Raw genomic sequence first — 17712 nt, 5'->3', positions numbered from 1 at the left:
AGTAGTCAGTGACGAGCCGATCGTCGCGGTACGCCACATCGTCGCGGGGGAGGCGTTTCGGCTGCTCAGCGCCGGGCGGCGCCGTCGCGGGCACGGGAGCTCTCGTACAGCTTGTCGAACCAGTCGGCGGTGTCGGCGATGTCCGCGCATCCTGTGCTGAGGGCCCCCTCGCGCAGCCGCGCGTGCGAGTCCGGGCGCATCGCGTGCCGGATCGCCTCCGCGAACGCGTCCGTACTCCCCGGCGGCACGAGCAGGCCGTTGCGGCCGGGCTCGACGAGGTCGGCCACGCCGCCGACATCGGTGGAGACCACCGGGACGCCCGCCGCGAGCGCCTCCATGATGACGACGGGCAGCCCTTCGTAGGTCGAGCAGAGCACGAGCAGGTCGGCGCAGGCGATCAGGCGGGCGGCCAGCGGTACGGGACCGACGAGGCGCACGTTCTCCAGCCGCAGGTCGGCGACGCGGCGCGCGATGTGGTCCGACAGCGGGCCGGAGCCGGCCAGCAGGAACAGGGCACGCGGCTCGGTGCCGGCCAGCCGCGCCGCCACGTCGACGAGGAAGCCCTGGTTCTTGACCGGGCGGAAGTTGCCGACGTGCACGATGAGGAAGGCGTCCTCCGGGACGTCCCACTCCTTGCGGATCGCCGCCGCCTGCGCCGCCCAGCGGCGCTGCCCCGCCACGTCCACGCCGTGCACCCGGGTGGAGAGGTTACGGGCGCCCCAGGTGGTGACGCTGCGGGCGACCTGCGGGCCCACCGCCACGGTGCGGGCGTCCAGCCACCCGGTGGCCCGGTCGAGCAGCAGGGTCGGCAGCCTGAACCGGACGCTGTGCACGGTCGACACCAGCATCGGGCGATGACGCCACAGCCGGGAGACGGGCCGGAGCACGGCCGCGGGAAGGGGGGAGTGGATGTTGAGCACGTCGGGCCGCAGCCGGCGGACCACCCGCAGCAGCCGGGCCAGCCGGAGCGGGCGCGGGCACGCGGTGAGGTCCACGATGGTCACGCCCTTCGCGCGCAGCCGCTCCAGGACGACCGTGGGCCCCGACTGCATGCACACGACGGTGTAGCGCTTGCCGACGGGGGCCGCGCTCAGCCGTTCGGCGAGCAGCACCTCCGCGCCGCCGACGACGGCGAGTGATTTGATCACTTCGCAGACGTGCATGGTCACCCTGCTCAGCGTTCGGCCCGGCGCGTCATGGGCACGGGCGGGGAGCCGTGGTCGGACGGGAGTCCGGCGCGGGCGGCGAAACGGGCGCGGTACTCGGCGAGGGTCCGCCCGTCGAACCGGGGGGCGGCGAACGCGAACAGGGCCTCCATGTCGGCGTACAGGTTCTCCACGCTCCGCCTCGTCCGGAAGTACGGGCTGCCCCCCGGCATCAGCTCGGAGGAGTGCAGCATGAACTCCACGTGGTCGCGACCGCAGAGCCGCGCACCGCGGGCGATCCCGATCATGGCGCGCCTGTTCCTGCCGTTCGGACGCAACCAGAGCCTGTCCGGAAGGAGCCCGTCCACGAGCCGCCTGGCCGTGCCGCCCGGGGGCAGCAGCGCGCGTGCCCGGCTCGTCAGCGCGCCGCGCGGGCGGCGGACGATCGTCATCGGCACTTCCAGCAGCGGCGAGTCACCCGGCCGGTCGACGGCCCGCGGGTCGACGAAATAGGGCTCCGCCGGGAACCGGGTGTAGTCCTGGACCCGTCCGCCGGGCGCTCCCGTGGTCCCCTGCCAGGAGACGTGCGGGGTCACCGAGCAGTCGGCCAGGTAACCGAGGTCGATGAGGATCCTCGCGTACCTCTCGTCCAGCATCCAGCGTCCGGCGCGGTGGCTGACCGGGGTGATCCGGAAGGTGTCCTCCAGGACCCGGGTCGCCGTCTCCGCCTTCGCCGCCATGACCGCTTCGGGGTAGTCCATCAGGAACGGCTTGTACCGGTGGTCGGCCTCGGTCAGCGGGACGATGGGCGGCGTGGTCCAGGCGTGCAGGTGCATCCCGATCTCGGCCGTGTCGCTCTCGATCACCGAGCGGCCGAACTGCTGGAACTCGGGGCTGCGCGCCATCGTCCAGTCGACGAGATAGGTGGGGCGCAGGCCGTACCTCTCGCACAGTGTCTGGAACCGGGGCAGGAACGCCGCGTTCCGCGTCGTCACCGCCGTGCGGTCGTTCCACGCGTCGTCCGCCTCGACGTCGATCGTGATGATGAAGGCGGGGCGGGAGGGGTTCTCCGTCGTCATGTTCCGGTCTCACCCGCCGCAGCGGTAGAGGAGGAGGTTCTTGTCGTCCTGCCAGTCGTGCCGGCACTCGACGCGCTCGCCGAAGGCGTCGAAGAGCCGCTTGATCCGGCCCTCCTGCTCGGGGAACTCGTCGACCATCAGGTACCTCACGCGCTTGCTCGCCAGCAGCGCGCGCATCTGGTCGCCGATCCATTCGTCGGGCATGTAGTGGAACCAGCCCAGCATGACCAGAAGGTCGATGCGCTCGGCGTCGCTCCTGATCAGGGCGTCGAAGCTGCCGACGCCGAACTCGCAGCGCCGGGGCGACAGACGCTGGAGGAACCGCGCCCACCTGATGGCGCCGCGGTCGATGTCGAACCCGATCCTCCGACGGGCGGGGATCCGCTTCAGGACGTCGCCGAGGCCGCAGCCGACCTCGGCGACGACCTCCAGCCGGCCGGGGACGGCGTCGGCGAGCCGCACCGCGACCTTCTTGTAATTGGTGGTGTGGAACCCCCGGAGATGCCATTTGTCCCCGCCGAAGGCCAGCGCGAGGGGGAACTGCAGCGCCCTGCCCGCCAGGGCCATCGCCACACTGTCCACCCCGTGCCTTCTGGCCACCATGAGTTTCCTGTTGAGCTGCTTCATCGCGGTGTTCATCACGAGTCCCTGTCGAGATCGGGTTCCGGTGTCAGACGGCGTAGCCGAGTTCGGCGAGGTGCGTGCCGAGGGAACGGTTCAGCAGCTCGACCTGGCCGGGCGTCAGATCCCGGCGGAACGCCTCGACCCGTCCGGCCGTGAACCCCTGCCGGGCGAGGCCCTGCTCGAAGCGCGGCGTCCAGGGGAGGCCGAGGAACTCCAGGATCAGGCGCAGCTGCTTGTGCGGCTCGGTGACCAGGTCTTCGTACCGCACCTGGAGCCACAGATCGTCGGGAACGCCGGCCCGGGCGGAGGTGTACGCGTCCATGAGGATCTTCCAGCCGATCCCGGCCAGGTGGACCATGCAGCGGCCCTCCCGGTCCCATTCGCGGGCGTACGCCTCCGGCAGCGGCCCCCAGTGCCAGCCGGCCGGGCCCAGGTGGCCGCGCCACCACGACATCTGCAGCCACGAGTTGGCCACCGCCCGCCCGTCCCGCACGATGTGCACGAACCGGGCCGCGGGGAAGACCTCGTGCAGGAACGTCGCCCGCGACCAGCCGGTGAACTTGTGCACGTAGTGGTCCACCCCCTGGGTCGCCGCCCGGTCCCGGAAGAACGCCGCCGTCCGCCGCGCGAGCCACGGCGTGACGTCCGCCGCCACCAGCTCCCGGAACGGGTCGACGATCGCGGGGGAGACGTCGCGCGCCAGGGCGGCCTGCACCTCGCTCGGCCGCACCCGCTTCGGCGGGAAGCTCGGGGACGACCAGCGGTGCATCGCCGCCCCGAGCGACCTGGCCGCCCGGGGCACCCGCCGCAACCGGTCGTCCAGGTTGGTGGGGAAACCGACCTGAGGATGGCGGGCCAGCACCTCGTAAAGGAGAGTGGATCCGCAGCGGCCGGTGCCCAGCAGGAAGGTGAGCCCCAGCCGCTCGGACTTCGCCGGTGTCCCGGCTTCGACCCTGCCGCACGCGGTGAGGGTGTCATTCATGGCGGTGTCTCCAGTTGTCGCGCCCTGGTGGAAGAGGTACACGCGGGGGGCGGATTTCCGTAGCACATTCGGCCTGGTTTCCGAATCGCTGCCATTTTCAGAATCCGCCTTGACCGGCCGTCCCCGGTTTTCCCGGTCAATGCGCGGCAACATGTCACACGCCCTTCGGCAAAGGCGGAGAACGGGTGAGGCGCGCAATCCCGTATCGGCGTTAATTTCGGCCCGTCGGGCGCGGGCAGGTGGCCGCCGTGGCCATGTGTCCTTCACGGAAGGAAGCGATGAGCAATGAAGGCACTCGTGCTGGCGGGCGGCCGGGGAACGAGGCTGCGACCGCTGACCCACACCTCGGCCAAGCAGCTGGTGCCCGTGGCGAACAAGCCGGTCCTCTACTACGGGCTCGAGGCCATCCGCGACGCGGGCATCACCAGTGTGGGGATCGTCACCGGTGACACCGGGCACGAGGTCCGCCAGGCGGTGGGCGACGGGTCGCGGTTCGGCCTGGAGGTCTCCTACATCCCGCAGGAGGCGCCGCTCGGTCTGGCGCACTGCGTCCTGATCGCCCGTGACTTCCTGGGCGACGATCCCTTCGTGATGTACCTGGGCGACAACTTCCTCATCGGCGGCATCGCGGGCCTGGTGGGATCGTTCGAGGAGGGGGGCTTCGACGCGCAGATCCTCCTCACCAAGGTCGCCGAGCCGCAGTTCTACGGGGTCGCGGAGCTCGGCCCCGGCGGGGAGATCCTCCGTCTGGAGGAGAAACCCGAGGCCCCCAACAGCGATCTCGCCATCGTGGGGGTGTACACCTTCTCCCCGGCCGTCCACGAGGCGGTCCGGGCCATCAGGCCGTCCGGGCGGGGCGAACTGGAGATCACCGACGCGATCCAGTGGCTCATAGAGAACGGCTTCCGCGTCCACTCGCACATGGTGGACGGCTACTGGAAGGACACCGGGCGGCTGCGGGACATCCTGGAGTGCAACCGCATCGTCCTGGAAGGGATCACGCCCGGCGTGGCGGGCCAGGTCGACCGCATGAGCGAGGTCACCGGGCGGGTCGTCGTGGAGCGGGGCGCGGTGGTGGAGAACTCGGTGCTGCGCGGGCCGATCGTGGTGGGGGCGGACGCCAAGATCATCTCCTCGTACATCGGGCCGTTCACCTCGATCGGGCGGGGCTGCCTGGTGCAGGACGCGGAGATCGAGTACTCGATCGTCCTCGACGGGTCCTCCGTGGACGGCGTCTCGCGCATCGCGCACTCGCTGATCGGCCGCAACGCCGAGGTGAGCCGCGCGTCGGGGGTGCCGAACACCCACGAGCTCATGATCGGCGACCACAGCAGGATCCAGGTGAGGGCATGAGAATCCTGGTCACCGGCGGCGCCGGGTTCATCGGCTCCCACTACGTGCGATCACTCCTCGGCGGCGCCTATCCGGGCTACGAGGGGGCGCACGTCACCGTCCTCGACAAGCTGACCTACGCCGGCAACCCGGCCAACCTGGCACCGGTGGCCGGCCACGCCCGGTTCTCGTTCGTGCGAGGGGACATCGCCGATCCGGAGGTGGTGGCGAACGTCGTCCCCGGGCACGACGTGCTGGTGAACTTCGCGGCCGAGACGCACGTCGACCGCTCCATCACCGGGGCCGCCGACTTCGTGACGACCAACGTGCTCGGCACCCAGCGGCTCCTCCAGGCCGCGCTGGAGTCGGACCTCGAGCGATTCCTGCAGGTCTCCACCGACGAGGTGTACGGGTCGGTCGCCGACGGGTCCTGGCGCGAGGACGAGCCGCTGCTGCCGAACTCGCCCTACTCCGCCGCCAAGGCCGGGGCGGACCTCCTCTGCAGGGCCTACCACCGGACCTACGGCCTCGACGTCCGGGTGACCCGGTGCTCCAACAACTACGGGCCCTACCAGTACCCGGAGAAACTCATCCCGCTCTTCGTCACCAACCTGCTGGACGGCCTGAGGGTGCCGCTGTACGGCGACGGGCTCAACGTCCGCGAGTGGCTGCACGTCGACGACCACTGCCGGGGCATCCACCTGGTTCTGGAGAAGGGGGCGGCCGGCGAGGTCTACAACATCGGCGGCGGCGTCGAACTCACCAACCGGGACCTGACCGAACGGCTGCTGGCGGCCGTCGGCGCCGGGTGGGACATGGTGGACCACGTGGCCGACCGGCCCGGGCACGACCGCCGCTATTCGGTGGACTCCACCAAGATCATGGCCATCGGTTACGAACCCCGGGTGGACTTCGACCGGGGACTCGCCGAAGTGGTGCGGTGGTACCACGACCACCAGGACTGGTGGCGTCCCGCGCGCCGGACGCGACCGGGAGACTGACCCCACCGGGGGCCGGCCGCCGGCCCCCGGGAAATGAACGGGGGAATGGAAAACGGGCGAGATGTCGCGAGCCGGAAATCAGGCGACGCGGCCGGGTCAACAACGGGCAATGAAACGATGGACGCGCATCGGGGCGCTTGTCCGCGGTGAACCGCTCACCAGAATTGCCTTCATGGCCGATACTCCATCACTTCGCGGTTCCGAGAGCCGCTCGCCCGGATTCGCGACCGCCGGCGTGATGTCGACCGAAATCCTGAGCCGCCCGGAGAATCCGGATGAGAAACGTGATCCAGGGGGCCGCGTCGCCGGGCGGCTGACGCGCGCGTGGCTGCCGGCGGCGTTCGCGACCGCCGTCGCCGTGGCCCTGCCGGCGGCCTTCGGCGCCCCCGTCGCGGACATCGCGCGGTTCGGGCTGTACGTGGCGCTCGGCCTGGCGCTTCCCGGGACGCTGCTGATCCGCGCGGTGTACCGGGGCAGGCGCACCCTCGCCGAGGAGGTCGCCCTGGGCCTGGCGCTCGGCTACGCCGTCGAGGTGCTCACCTACATCGCCGCCCGGGCCGCGGGCGCGCCCCGCCTGGTGCTGGTCTGGCCCGCCGCCACCTACGTGGCCTTCCTCGCGGTCCCCCGCCTGCGCCGCCACTGGAGGAGCCCGGCCCGGGTCCGGTCGCCCGCGTGGGTGCCGTGGACCCTGGCGCTGGCCTTCGCCGGCCTGCTCACCTGGAGCGGCGTCCCGTACTTCCGAAACAACGGGCTCACCTGGCCGGCGCTCGGCGCGGCCGGGTACGACGTGCCGTTCCATCTGGCGCTGGCGGGGGAGCTGAAGCACCACATGCCGCCGCAGATGCCGACGGTGGCCGGTGAACCGCTCCTCTACCACTGGTTCGCCTACGCGCACATCGCCGCGGCCAGCTGGATCACCGGGGTGGAACCGGTGGTGCTGGTCTTCCGCCTGGCGATGCTGCCCATGCTGGCGGCGTTCCTGGTGCTTATCGCGATGACCGCCCGGCGGGTGACGGGCTCGTGGCGGGGGACCGCTCCGGTCCTGGCCGGCACCGTCTTCGTGGGCACGCCGAACCTGTACCTCAGCTCCAACCTGGTCTTCGGCTGGAACGGCCTGCAGTACACGGCCTGGCGCAGTCCCACCCAGACCTTCGGCGCCCTGCTGTTCGCCCCGGTCGTCATCGTGCTGCTGGACCTGCTCGTCCCGGCGGTCGCGGCGCGGGGGAGCGGCCGGCGGCTCCCCTCCCGCAGGGGGCTGTGGACGTTGCTGGCCGTCTTCCTGGTGGCCGTCATGGGGGCCAAGGCGGTGTATCTGCCGTTGCTGCTGGTGGGGGTGGCGGCGGTCGTCGTGGTGAAGGCGGCGACGGGACGGCGGCCGCTGTGGCCCGGTGCCGCGGTGCTGGCGATGACGCTGGCGTGCCTGGCCTACGCGCAGCTGGTGCTGTTCGGCCAGGCCCGGCAGGGGATGATCCTGGCCCCGCTGTCGGCGATGCGGGAGAGATGGGAGCTGCTCGCCGGCGTCCGCCCCGGCGTCCCCGCCGCGGCGGTGGCCGGCATGACCGTGCTGCTCGTGCTGTGCATGGCGGCCGCCTGGTGCGGGACCGCGGGGCTGCTGAGCGACCGGCGCCTGCCGGCCCGCCCGGCGGTGGTGCTCATGCTCGGCATGGCCGTGGCGGGACACGCGGTGACGCTGCTGTGCCAGCACGTCGCGTTCAGCCAGTTCCTGTTCCTGGACGGCGCCTATCCCTACCTGGTGATCGTCACCGTCTACGGAGCGCTGCTGCTGTGGCGGCGCGCGCACCTGCCGGCCCTGGCGGCCGCCGGTGCCGTCGCCGCGGCGGTCCTCCTCACCTGCGCCGTGGCCGTCGCGTGCGGCGTCACCGTCCCGCTCGACCCCGCGCGGCCGTTCGCCGTGCTGTACCTGCCCTACGTCATCGTGGTGATCCTCGTCCTGCTGGCGGGCGCCGTCCTGTGGGTCACCCTGGGACGGCCCCGGGCGGCGGCGGTGCTGACCGCCGCGCTCACCGGCATCGGACTGCTGGCCTGCGGATCCAGCCTGCTGCTCTGGCTGCCCGGAAAGGCGGTCGCCAAGGGGATCGGCGATGTCGGCCGCACTCCCGCCGGGGAGTCCCAGGCGGTGCCCCGCGGCGCCCTGACCGCCGCGCGCTGGCTGCGCGACCACTCCGACCCCGGCGACGTGGTGGCCACCGGCACCCACTGCCGGTGGGGACGCGAGAACCCGTGCGACGCCGGGCAGTTCTTCGCGGCGGGGCTCTCCGAGCGCCGCGTCCTCGTCGAAGGGTGGCTGTACACCTACCGGGCCAACGACGCCTGGCGGCCGGGGATGGTCTACGAGCGCATCCCCTACTGGGATCCGGAGCGGCTGCGCCTGAACGACTCCGCCATCAACGCCCCCACGACGGCGTCGATCGCGCTGCTGCGCGACCGCTACCACGTGCGCTGGCTGCTGGTCGACGAGCGCAGGCTCGCCCCCGGGTCCAGGCTCGGCGACTTCGCCACCCTCGGCTTCCGCTCCGGCGACTACGCCGTCTACCGGATCCCGGACCGTTCGTAGGCGCCCACGGCGCCTTCCGGCCGGGAGGCCGGCTCGCGATGCCGGGCGCCGCCCGTCATGACCCAGCGCGTCAGCGCGAAGGTGACCGGGACGTTGACGGCGATCACCACCGGCATCGCGAGCCACTTGGGGACGCCCGCCCCGGTCAGCAGCGTCAGGACCACCAGGCCGACCGGATAGGCGACGAGGTACACGCCGGGGAAGCGGACGGCGGACGCGAGCGTGACGCGGGTGCGGAAGACGAAGGTCGTGTTGATGAGGTAGGCGAGCGCTATTCCGGTGAAATACGCGATCGAGTAGGCGACGGCGACCGGGACCGACCACGACAGGACCAGGAAGAGGCCGTGGCAGGCGGCGGTGTTCACCGTGCCGCCCACCACGAACCGGCCGAACCGGCTCACGACCTCACCGGTTCGCGGCAGACGATTGCGCGGAACTCGTCGTAGGAGCGTATGTAGTCGTCCGGGTCGTAGAAGTGCGAGGCGAACACCAGCAGCACGGCGTCGGGCGAGTACCGGTACTGCGTCCCCCAGATCATCGCGGGCATGTAGACCCCCCGGCTGGGACGGTCGAGGGTGATCTCGCACCGGTTGCGGCCGTCGTCCAGCAGGATCCCGCACGAGCCGCGCACGCAGATCAGGAACTGCTCGCACTCCCGGTGGGCGTGCTCGCCGCGGACCTCCCGGCTCGGCACGTTGAACACAAGGAAGTACCGTTTGGGGGTGAACGGCACCTGGCGCTCGAACTCTCCCACCGAGAGCTCGCCGCGCATGTCGCTGGTGACCAGCAGATCGTGAAGAGTGGCGGCGCCGATGCCGAGCCCCGCGCCGCCGGGCCGCCGGGTGTCGCCGTCCGGCACGGAGGCGCCGAGCCCCGGGGTGTCGGTGACGTAGCCCTTGATGCGGGCGGGATTGCCGACCACGACCGCGTTCGGGGGGACGGAGCGGGTGACCACCGCGCCCGCGCCCACCATCGCCCCGGTCCCGACCTCCACTCCCGGCAGGACCGTGCTGTTGGCGCCGATCGAGGCACCGGAACGGATCACCGTGCGCGGATATCCGTCCAGGTGGACCCGGCTGCGCGGCCACGGGTCGTTGGTGAAGGTCGCGTTCGGGCCGATGAAGACGTCGTCCTCGATCGTGATCCCGTCCCAGATCTGCACGCCGCACTTGACCGTCACGCGGTCGCCGAGGACGACGTCGTTCTCCACGAAGACCCCGTCGCAGATGTTGCAGTCGGCCCCGATGCGGGCCCCGGGAAGCACGTGCGCGAACGCCCAGACGCGTGTGCCCGCGCCGACGGCCGGGCTCTCGCACAGAGCCTGCGGATGGATGAAGGTCTGGTTCATGTGCGCCTGCTGGAGTAGGAGAAGGTGGAGGCGGCCTCGGGCGCGCCGTCGAAGGCGTCGGCCGTGCGCACCAGGGCCAGGGGACGTTTCTTGGTGTTCTCGTAGCTTCGCCAGGCATAGGAGCCGATGAACCCGAGCCCCATGGTGTTGAGCGCGCCGAAGAACGTGATGACCAGGATCGTGGTCGTGTAGCCCGCCGCCTCGATCTGCCCCATGAGGCGCATCACGACGACGAAGACCGCCATGCAGCCGGCGACCGCGAATCCCAGCATGCCGAGCAGGGTGAGGATGCGGATCGGCAGGTCGGTGAAGGCGAAGACGCTGTCGAGCAGGTAGTCGACCTTCTTGCCCAGGGTCCAGGTGCTCTTCCCGTACGCCCTGGCCCGCCGCTCGTAGCGCACCTCGCTGCGGCGGAAGCCCAGCCAGTACACGAGTCCCACCAGGGAGGTGTTGGCCTCCTCGAGTTTCAGCAGCTCGTCGCGGATGCGGCTGTTGCACCCGAAGACGTCGACGCCGCCGGCCGGGATGTCACGCACGATGAAGCGGCGGTAGAACCCCCAGAAGAGATTGGCCGACAGGCGTGACATGCCGGGGTCGTCCCGCGCCTCGCGCACCCCCACCGCGATGTCGGTGTCGCCGTCGAGGAGCCGGTGGAGGAAGCCGAGCAGGAGTTCCGGTGGTTCCTGCAGGTCGGCGGCGATGACTCCGAAGTAGTCGCCCCGCGCGGCCCGCAGCCCGGTGCGTATGGCGGCGAAGGATCCGAAGTTGCGGGCGTGCAGGAGCAGCTGCGACCTGAACGGCGCCAGTGGAAGCGCCGCCTTCAGCAGCTCGAAGCTCTCGTCGGGGCTGGCGTCGACCACGAAGACGAATTCCGTGGGCATGCCGTGGCGCTCCGCGACGATGGAGTTGATCTTGACGAACTCCTCGATCAGCTCCGGCAGGGACTCCGCGTTCCGGTACACGGGAATGATCACAGAGAACATGGGGTCACCAGGCGTTCACGCACGAGATCACCCGGGTGACCTCGTCCTCGGAGAGTTCGGGAAAGCAGGGGAGCGTCAGGACGGCGGAGGCCAGCTCGTCGGTCACCGGCAGCCGGGACCGCTCGCGGAACTCGGTGAGACAGGGCTGCCGGTGGTCCGGGACGGGGTAGTGCACGTCGGTGCGGATCCCCGCGTCCGCCAGGTGCCGGCGCAGCCCGTCGCGGTCGTCGGTGGTGACGACGTACAGGTGCGCGACGAACTCCTCACCGTGCACGGCCGGGCAGCCGACCCGCGGATGCTTGATCTCGGTGCTGTAGCGCGTCGCGATGCGCCGGCGGCGCTCGTTCCACTCGTCCAGGAAGGCCAGCTTGGCCCGCAGCACCGCCGCCTGCAGCTCGTCGAGGCGGCTGTTGCGGCCGCCCCGGACGGTGGCGCGATACTTCGTCTCCCACCCGTACTGCCGCAGGCGCCGCACCCGCTCGGCCACCTCGGCGCTGCCGGTGACCACCGCGCCGCCGTCGCCCAGCGCACCGAGGTTCTTGGTGGGGTAGAAACTGAAGGCCGCCGCCGCGCCGAAGCCTCCGGCGCGCCGCCCGTCCCGGCGCGCGCCGTGGGCCTGCGCGCAGTCCTCCAGCACGGGGACGCCGGACGGTCCCGTGATCTCCAGCACCGCCTGCATGTCGTGGAGCAGCCCGAACAGATGCGTCACCACGACAGCGTCGACGCCGCCCTGCGTGATCACCTGCCGGAGGTGGGCCAGGTCCATGAGTCTGCTGTCGCGGTCCACGTCGACGAAGACCGGTTCGGCGCCGAGCGCCAGCAGAGCCGTCGTCGTGTAGGCGCCGGCGTTGGCGACCGAGGCGACGCGGCTTCCCGGGCGGATCCCCAGGGCACGAAGAGCCAGCTCGATGGCGTCGGTGCCGTTCGCGACCCCCACGCAGTGGTCCGCGCCGCAGTACGCCGCGAACTCCCGCTCGAAGGCCGCCCCGTCCTCGCCCAGGATGTACCAGCCGCTGCGCAGCACCCGCTCGACGCCGGCCCGCACCGCCGTCTCCGTCATGGACGCGTGGCGGCCGAGATCGTTGATCAGTATCTGTTCTGGCACGTCCGCACTCACTCTCCTTCTCATTGGTTCACCACGGGGACGGCGGCCCGGGCCGCCTCGATCAGCCTCCGCGGGTGCCGGCCGCCGACAACGATGTGGCGATCTCCGACCACCTCGGGAGCAGGCGCCGCACGGGGGTGCCGGTGACCCGCAGGAACCACGCGCACTGGGCGGCGGCCAGCGTGGTGAGGACGGCACTGGACACCGCGGCGCACCCGGTGGCCCCCCACAGGCGGATGAAGAAGACCCCGAGCAGCACGTCCAGCGCCAGTGCCGAGACCGACATCGTCGTCACCGTCCAGGGCCGGTCGAGGCGCACCAGGAAGATCCAGATCGGCCGCGCGACGCTCAGGGCGACGACTCCCGGAGTGAGGCAGAAGAACGGGACGACACTGCCCCTGAAGGCGTCCCCGTAGACGAGCGGGACCAGCGTCGGCGCGAGCACGGTGAGCCCGCCCACGGACACCACCGCCATGAGGAACGCCCCGCGCGCCGCGCGCAGCGTGATCTGCGCCGCCCGCAGGCGGTCTCCCTCCACCTGCCTCGGCAACGCCACCTTGACCAGGGCCTCCACCGGGATCCGCGCCAGGTCGGCCAGGGTGACGGCGACGGCGTAGAGGCCGGCCTGGCTGGTGGAGCCGAACGTGTTCACCAGCAATATCTCGATCCGCGGCAGCAACTGCGTGCAGACGAGGCCGAGGTGGTAGCGCAGGCCGACGCCCACCGTGCGGCGGGCGAGCCCGAGGTCGAACCGCCGTACGTCGGGCCGCAGCGCGATCACGAAGAAGACGACGGTGACCAGCTCGTACACCGTCCACAGGGCGAAGGCCAGCTCCGCCGTCAGCCACCCGGCCAGCGCCGTGGCGATCACCGAGGCGCACCACAGCAGGGAGGCCAGGATCGTGGCGCGGTTCAGCACGTCGGTCCGGTTCCGCAGCAGGGCGATGCCGCAGAGGTACTCCCAGGCGATCAGGATCGGTACGGAGACCAGCATGACGGCCGTGCAGGCCGGGCCGGCTCCCGCCAGGACCGTCACCACGCCGACGGCGGGCGCGGCCACCACCCCCAGCAGGACGCCCAGCACCAGCGCGTTGGCGGTCAGAGCGGGACGGCGCCCGGAGTCGGTCCACAGGACGACCTGGCCCTGGTCGGCCGACAGGCCGCCGAGCACCAGCCCCGCCCACGCGATCGCGATCAGGACGGCGTACCGCCCCCGGCCCTCGGGGAGCAGGGTGCGCGCGGTGATCACGCCGACGACCGCGGTGCTCGCGGTCACCATCCCGCGGGCCATGATCGTGTCCAGGATCGCCCGTGCCGCGCCGCGCGTGCGCGCCGCGCGTCCCCCGCCCGGGTGGGACGCGGGCGCGCTCTCGCCGCCCCGGCGGGTCCTGACGCCGCCCGTCGAACCCGTCATCCCCGGGTCGGATCCTGGTAGAGGTCTTCGAACCAGCGAGCGGTGTTGACCATGTCGAGCATCTGCGGGTCGCTCGACAACGCCCCCGACCTCAGCTTGCGGTGCTCGGCCGGCTCCATCGCCTCCAGCAGGCCCGCGGCGAGCGCCGAAGGCGATCCGGGGCTGGTGAGGATGCCGTTGCGCCCCGAGGTGATGATGTCGGGAAGGCCGCCCACATCCGTGGCCACGACCGGCACGCCGGCCCCGAGCGCCTCCATGGCGACGACGGGCAGGCCCTCGTTGTGCGAGCTCAGCACCAGCAGGTCGGCCGAGGCGATGAGCCTGTAGGCGTCCGGGACGCGCCCCAGGAGACGGACGTGGTCCCCGAGGCCCCGCCGCTCGATCTCCGCGCTGATCTGGTCGTGCATCGGGCCCTCGCCGGCGAGCAGGAAGAGCGCGTCCGGGCGGGCGCGCACGACCTCGGCCGCCGCCTCGACGAGCATCAGGTGGTTCTTGCAGGCGCGGAGATTGGCCACCGAGACGACGAGGAAGGCGTCGTCCGGGACGCCGAACTCCCCTCGCACCTCGCCGGCCCGCGCCGCCCACTCCCGCTGCCTGCCGAGGTCGATGCCGTGGATCCGGACGGACACCCGCCGCGCCCCGACGGCCGTGGGGGAGTGGGCCACCATCGAGGCCACGGCGACGGTGTGGTCGTCCAGCCGCCGGGTCAGGCGGTCGAGCAGCAGGGTGGCGGGCCGGTACTTGATGCCCGAGACGGTGTGGATCAGATGCGGCTTGCGGCGCGACGGGCGCAGGAAGAGCCGCAGCACGATGGCGGGCAGCGGCGAGTGCATGTTGACCACCTGCGGGGCCAGCCGCCGGACCACCCTGACCAGCCGGACGTAGGCGGAGAGACGGGAGTACGGGCTGAGGTCGATGACCTCGATCCCCTCCGCGCGGATCCTGTCGATGAGGACGTTCCACGAGGCGTGGAGGCAGATGACCGTGTAGGTGACGCCGTCCTGGGGCGCCACTCGCAGCCGCTCCGCCAGAGCGGTCTCCGCGCCGCCGAGGTTCAGCCCCTTGATCACCTCGCAGACGCGGATGGGGGCGCGCCGCCGGCCGGGCGGAGCGGGCTCGGACGCCCGTACCGGCTTGGACGTGATCCCGCTGATCGCGTACTCCGCCATCACGACGCCTTTCCGGATGCGATTCTCATCTTGCCTCCCGCTTGCACGGACGCTCCGGATTCCTGTGGGCCCCCGAGGACCCGGTGAATCGCGGATTTCATCGACCTTCGTGTGTGACTGTTCTCCGGCGCGCATTTTGACGAATAACTCCGGCGGCCTGCGAGGACCGGCGGGCCCAAATTGAGGCCAGCATATCGATTCGGTCATTCGATTCCCGGACGGCACGCCTTTTGCGGCTCCGTGTTCGCCGGAAGTCGCCGTTTCGGTGGTTTTGCCGTGAAGTCCGGTGGCGCGACATATTCGATGGGCGTTCAGCCGTGGATGTACTACGAGGCGGGCCGGTCCGGCAGACGGTAGATCGCGTAGTCGCCGTAACGGACCTGGAAACCCGCGAAGCGCTCGAGCCCCGCCCCGGGTCCGGTGAGGCGTTCGTCGACCACCAGCCACCGCACCCCGTAGCTGTCCCGCAGGCGCGCGACCGCCGCCGCGGAGGGCGTCAGGAACACCGCGTCGTTGTCCCTGATGCGCTGGGTGTCCCAGAAGGGGAGGATGGGGTACGGCTGCCCGGCGCGCCAGCGGTCCAGGTTGGTGGCGGCGTAGGTCCACCCTTCCACCAGGACGCGCCGTTCGCTGAGCGCCGACACCCAGAAGTGACGGCTGTCGCAGGGATCCTCGTGCCCCCACCGGCAGTGCGCGTTGGTGGCCACCAGCTCATCCGGCCGCGAATGGGCGCGCAGCCAGTGGCCGGCCGCCAGGGCGCCCTGCGGGATCTGCTCCGGTGTCGGGTGGCCGTCGGCGACGATGTTGCCGTCGGCCCCCGCATGGGAGTGGAACAACACGCGTGCCTGCCAGGCGGCGGGCGCCCCGGCCGCGGTCACCATGGTGAGCAGGAGCGCCCAGGCCGGTACGCGCCGCCGTGCCGCCGCCGCGAGGGCCGTGGCCGCGACCAGGACCCCGAGGAGGACGGCGAAGGGCAGGAAGAGGTCGCCGTCCGGCCTGCCGGTGGGGAGGGGCACCTCGACGTGGCACGCGGCGCGGATCAGGAAGGCGGCCGCCATGCCCACGGCCGCCGCGCACGCCAGCGCCACCGCCGGCGGCCGCTCGCGCCGCGTCACCACCAGCAGCCCGTAGCCCGCCAGTACCGCCAGATACGGGTAGTTGGCCTGCAGGAAGTACGACTGGTTCAGGTCGCCCGGACTGCCGAGCACGAGCATCAGGCCGACGCCGGAGGCCGCGGTCGCGAGCATGAGCACCACCGGCGGCCGGGCGAGCAGACGCGGCCTGCTCAGCAGCCCGAGGACGCCGCACCACGTGACGGCCCAGCACAGCACGTACACCAGGGTGACGCCCAGCACCGAGGCCGTCCCGGGCGTGGTCAGGGCGCCCTGCTCGACGAGGTCCCGCCAGGTGCCCCGCGCGACCGCCAGGGGGTCGACCACCGTTCCCTGCCGGACGCGGCCGAAGAGCACGAGCTGCGCGTAGGCCAGACAGGCGAGGGTCATCCCGAGCGCGGTGAGCGCGGCCCGGGGCGGCCGGCGCAGCCGCAGCAGCTCGGTCACCGCCACCACGCTCAGCCCGGCCGCGAGCATCGGCAGATACGTGGACTTGGCCCCCATCAGGACCACGAGGAGCACCCCGAGGAGAGCCCATCGCGCCGGGCCGCCCTTCGGCCGGGTGAGCAGGTCGATCAGGACGAGCACGACCGGGGCGAACAGCAGAGCGCCGAACGTCTGCGTCGGGCTGTTCCACGGCACGTGCAGGACGCCCGTCCAGCGCAGCAGGCCGTTGGCGTTGGCGTAGAGGCTGGGGGTCGCCACGAACAGCGTGCCGGCGATCGCCAGCACGGCCCCGGCGCGCGAGCCCGTCACCCGCCGCCCCGTCATGCCGACGATGACGACCAGGGCCGCGAGCATGGGAAGCACCGAAAGGCGGAACAGCAGCGTCAGCGGCTCGATCCCGGTGATCCAGCTCGACGCGGCGTAGTGCGCGTAGACGAACCAGTGGTAGTGGAGCGCCTCCCCGGCCACCTCGGGCAGGGACGGCGGCATGTGGTGCTTGAGCTCGCCGATCAGGGACAGGGCGAACGGCAGGTCGTGGTGGGCCCATCCGGCCTGCGGCCAGGTGAGGGCGTTGAGCCGGAAGCAGGTGAAGGCGCTCCAGCCGACCAGGTACATGAGGGTCGAGGCGAGGAACCAGGTCCACCACGGCGGAGCCGTGCGGGCGGGCCTCGCCGTCCAGTGCCGGCGCAGCCGGGGCACCAGGACGAAGACGCCGTAGACGGTCAGCGGCCACAGCAGGACGAGCAGGGGCGCGCCCGCCGCCCGGGCGGGCATGTAGGCGAGCACCTCCAGCGCGTAGCCGAGTGTCAGCCCGAGGGCCAGATCCTCCGCGAGCGTGCGGGCGCCGGGGAACGTCGCCCTGACGAGCAATGTGCCGGGAAGGGCCACGCACAGCAGGAGATAGGCGCCGAAGACCGCGGTCTCCCGGGGGGAGACGCCGTAGCGGGCGAGAACGGTCACGGTGAGGGCCGCCGTCAGCGCCGCCGGCGGCCACCCGGAGGTGATGAGGCGGCGGGCCTTCCCGCGGCCGGCGGGCGGCTCCTCCCGCCGGGCCGGTGCCGCGGTCGTGGCCTCCGCGGGGCCGAGAGGGGAGTCGTCGACGGCCGGATTGGTGGTCATGCGCGAAAGTGTCGCGACGCGGGCTTCGGACGTGGCCGCCGACGCCCGCGCTGGGCGATGTCATTGCCCGTCTTTTGTCGGCACGTACCGAGCCGATAATCCGCAAATTCATTCGCCCGAAGCCTTTTGACCCGGGCAAGGCCTGGCAAGGATAAGGTCGTGCGAGGAGTCCCGGCGCTCGTGGCGGCGAACGTGTTGTAACGCTTGCGCGCATGAAGATGACGTGGCCTGTTCGCGGTTCTTTACTTAATTCGCGGGAGCTCCCGCGGGGCTCCGA

General features: G+C 71.6%; 14 protein-coding genes. 3 read left to right on the top strand and 11 right to left on the bottom strand.

The annotated features are described in order from the left end of the window. Positions 1-65: 65 nt before the first annotated feature. The 4 genes from KIK05_RS23080 to KIK05_RS23065 are packed head-to-tail and all read right to left on the bottom strand — an operon-like array spanning position 66 to position 3830. Positions 66-1163 carry a glycosyltransferase gene (locus tag KIK05_RS23080; protein WP_250563300.1) on the bottom strand — a complete coding sequence of 366 codons (1098 nt, stop codon included), beginning with the start codon at positions 1161-1163 and terminating at the stop codon, positions 66-68. Between the two features lie 11 nt (positions 1164-1174). Next, the gene (locus KIK05_RS23075; RefSeq protein WP_214412875.1) at positions 1175-2224 is read right to left on the bottom strand and encodes a polysaccharide deacetylase family protein; all 1050 of its coding nucleotides are present in this window, start codon (positions 2222-2224) and stop codon (positions 1175-1177) included. 9 nt (positions 2225-2233) lie between these two features. Then, positions 2234-2863: a class I SAM-dependent methyltransferase gene (locus KIK05_RS23070; protein ID WP_214412874.1), complete on the bottom strand. Its 630-nt coding sequence runs from the start codon at positions 2861-2863 to the stop codon at positions 2234-2236. Between the two features lie 31 nt (positions 2864-2894). Next, positions 2895-3830: a sulfotransferase family protein gene (locus KIK05_RS23065; protein WP_214412873.1), complete on the bottom strand. Its 936-nt coding sequence runs from the start codon at positions 3828-3830 to the stop codon at positions 2895-2897. Between the two features lie 285 nt (positions 3831-4115). On the opposite strand from KIK05_RS23065, the gene KIK05_RS23060 reads away from it, so the two are divergent. The 3 genes from KIK05_RS23060 to KIK05_RS23050 all read left to right on the top strand — a co-directional run bounded on the left by KIK05_RS23060 (position 4116) and on the right by KIK05_RS23050 (position 8738). After that, positions 4116-5183 (top strand): glucose-1-phosphate thymidylyltransferase, encoded by a 1068-nt coding sequence (locus KIK05_RS23060; RefSeq protein WP_214412872.1) that lies wholly within the window; start codon positions 4116-4118, stop codon positions 5181-5183. Then, a complete protein-coding gene (gene rfbB / locus KIK05_RS23055) occupies positions 5180-6163 on the top strand; it encodes a dTDP-glucose 4,6-dehydratase (RefSeq protein ID WP_214412871.1) in 984 nt (327 codons plus the stop codon). The genes KIK05_RS23060 and rfbB overlap by 4 nt, the downstream gene beginning before the upstream one ends. A gap of 238 nt (positions 6164-6401) precedes the next feature. Next, entirely contained in the window at positions 6402-8738 is a 2337-nt protein-coding gene (locus KIK05_RS23050) for a hypothetical protein (protein WP_214412870.1), read from the top strand. Here KIK05_RS23050 and KIK05_RS23045 read toward each other — a convergent pair. The 7 genes from KIK05_RS23045 to KIK05_RS23015 form a co-directional block, all read right to left on the bottom strand. After that, positions 8714-9139, bottom strand: coding sequence for a GtrA family protein (locus KIK05_RS23045; RefSeq protein WP_214412869.1), 426 nt, complete (start codon positions 9137-9139; stop codon positions 8714-8716). The two genes, KIK05_RS23050 and KIK05_RS23045, sit on opposite strands and share 25 nt — an antisense overlap. Further along, positions 9136-10086: a WxcM-like domain-containing protein gene (locus KIK05_RS23040; protein WP_214412868.1), complete on the bottom strand. Its 951-nt coding sequence runs from the start codon at positions 10084-10086 to the stop codon at positions 9136-9138. Before KIK05_RS23040 ends, KIK05_RS23045 begins: the two co-directional genes overlap by 4 nt. Beyond that, positions 10083-11069, bottom strand: coding sequence for a glycosyltransferase (locus KIK05_RS23035; RefSeq protein ID WP_214412867.1), 987 nt, complete (start codon positions 11067-11069; stop codon positions 10083-10085). The genes KIK05_RS23040 and KIK05_RS23035 overlap by 4 nt, the downstream gene beginning before the upstream one ends. Positions 11070-11073: 4 nt before the next feature. After that, positions 11074-12174 (bottom strand): DegT/DnrJ/EryC1/StrS family aminotransferase, encoded by a 1101-nt coding sequence (locus KIK05_RS23030; RefSeq protein WP_214412866.1) that lies wholly within the window; start codon positions 12172-12174, stop codon positions 11074-11076. 61 nt (positions 12175-12235) lie between these two features. Continuing rightward, complete coding sequence (locus tag KIK05_RS23025) at positions 12236-13588, bottom strand: lipopolysaccharide biosynthesis protein (protein ID WP_214412865.1); 1353 nt, start codon at positions 13586-13588, stop codon at positions 12236-12238. Beyond that, complete coding sequence (locus tag KIK05_RS23020; protein WP_214412864.1) at positions 13585-14757, bottom strand: glycosyltransferase; 1173 nt, start codon at positions 14755-14757, stop codon at positions 13585-13587. The genes KIK05_RS23025 and KIK05_RS23020 overlap by 4 nt, the downstream gene beginning before the upstream one ends. 326 nt (positions 14758-15083) lie before the next feature. Continuing rightward, positions 15084-17435 (bottom strand): hypothetical protein, encoded by a 2352-nt coding sequence (locus KIK05_RS23015; protein ID WP_214412863.1) that lies wholly within the window; start codon positions 17433-17435, stop codon positions 15084-15086. Between the last annotated feature and the right edge of the window lie 277 nt (positions 17436-17712).

This window comes from Sphaerisporangium fuscum (assembly GCF_018531465.1).
GTDB classification, from domain to species: domain Bacteria; phylum Actinomycetota; class Actinomycetes; order Streptosporangiales; family Streptosporangiaceae; genus Sphaerisporangium; species Sphaerisporangium fuscum.
The sequence above is the reverse complement of the archived record's forward strand: the minus strand, read 5'-3'. Positions and strand labels throughout refer to the sequence as shown.

Bases quoted from the DNA above. Each gene is read 5' to 3' on its own strand.
- KIK05_RS23080 (WP_250563300.1), bottom strand. From the start codon at position 1,163: ATGCACGTCTGCGAAGTGATCAAATCACTCGCCGTCGTCGGCGGCGCG.
- KIK05_RS23075 (WP_214412875.1), bottom strand. From the start codon at position 2,224: ATGACGACGGAGAACCCCTCCCGCCCCGCCTTCATCATCACGATCGAC.
- KIK05_RS23070 (WP_214412874.1), bottom strand. From the start codon at position 2,863: ATGAACACCGCGATGAAGCAGCTCAACAGGAAACTCATGGTGGCCAGA.
- KIK05_RS23065 (WP_214412873.1), bottom strand. From the start codon at position 3,830: ATGAATGACACCCTCACCGCGTGCGGCAGGGTCGAAGCCGGGACACCG.
- KIK05_RS23060 (WP_214412872.1), top strand. From the start codon at position 4,116: ATGAAGGCACTCGTGCTGGCGGGCGGCCGGGGAACGAGGCTGCGACCG.
- rfbB (WP_214412871.1), top strand. From the start codon at position 5,180: ATGAGAATCCTGGTCACCGGCGGCGCCGGGTTCATCGGCTCCCACTAC.
- KIK05_RS23050 (WP_214412870.1), top strand. From the start codon at position 6,402: ATGTCGACCGAAATCCTGAGCCGCCCGGAGAATCCGGATGAGAAACGT.
- KIK05_RS23040 (WP_214412868.1), bottom strand. From the start codon at position 10,086: ATGAACCAGACCTTCATCCATCCGCAGGCTCTGTGCGAGAGCCCGGCC.
- KIK05_RS23035 (WP_214412867.1), bottom strand. From the start codon at position 11,069: ATGTTCTCTGTGATCATTCCCGTGTACCGGAACGCGGAGTCCCTGCCG.
- KIK05_RS23025 (WP_214412865.1), bottom strand. From the start codon at position 13,588: ATGACGGGTTCGACGGGCGGCGTCAGGACCCGCCGGGGCGGCGAGAGC.
- KIK05_RS23020 (WP_214412864.1), bottom strand. From the start codon at position 14,757: ATGGCGGAGTACGCGATCAGCGGGATCACGTCCAAGCCGGTACGGGCG.
- KIK05_RS23015 (WP_214412863.1), bottom strand. From the start codon at position 17,435: ATGACCACCAATCCGGCCGTCGACGACTCCCCTCTCGGCCCCGCGGAG.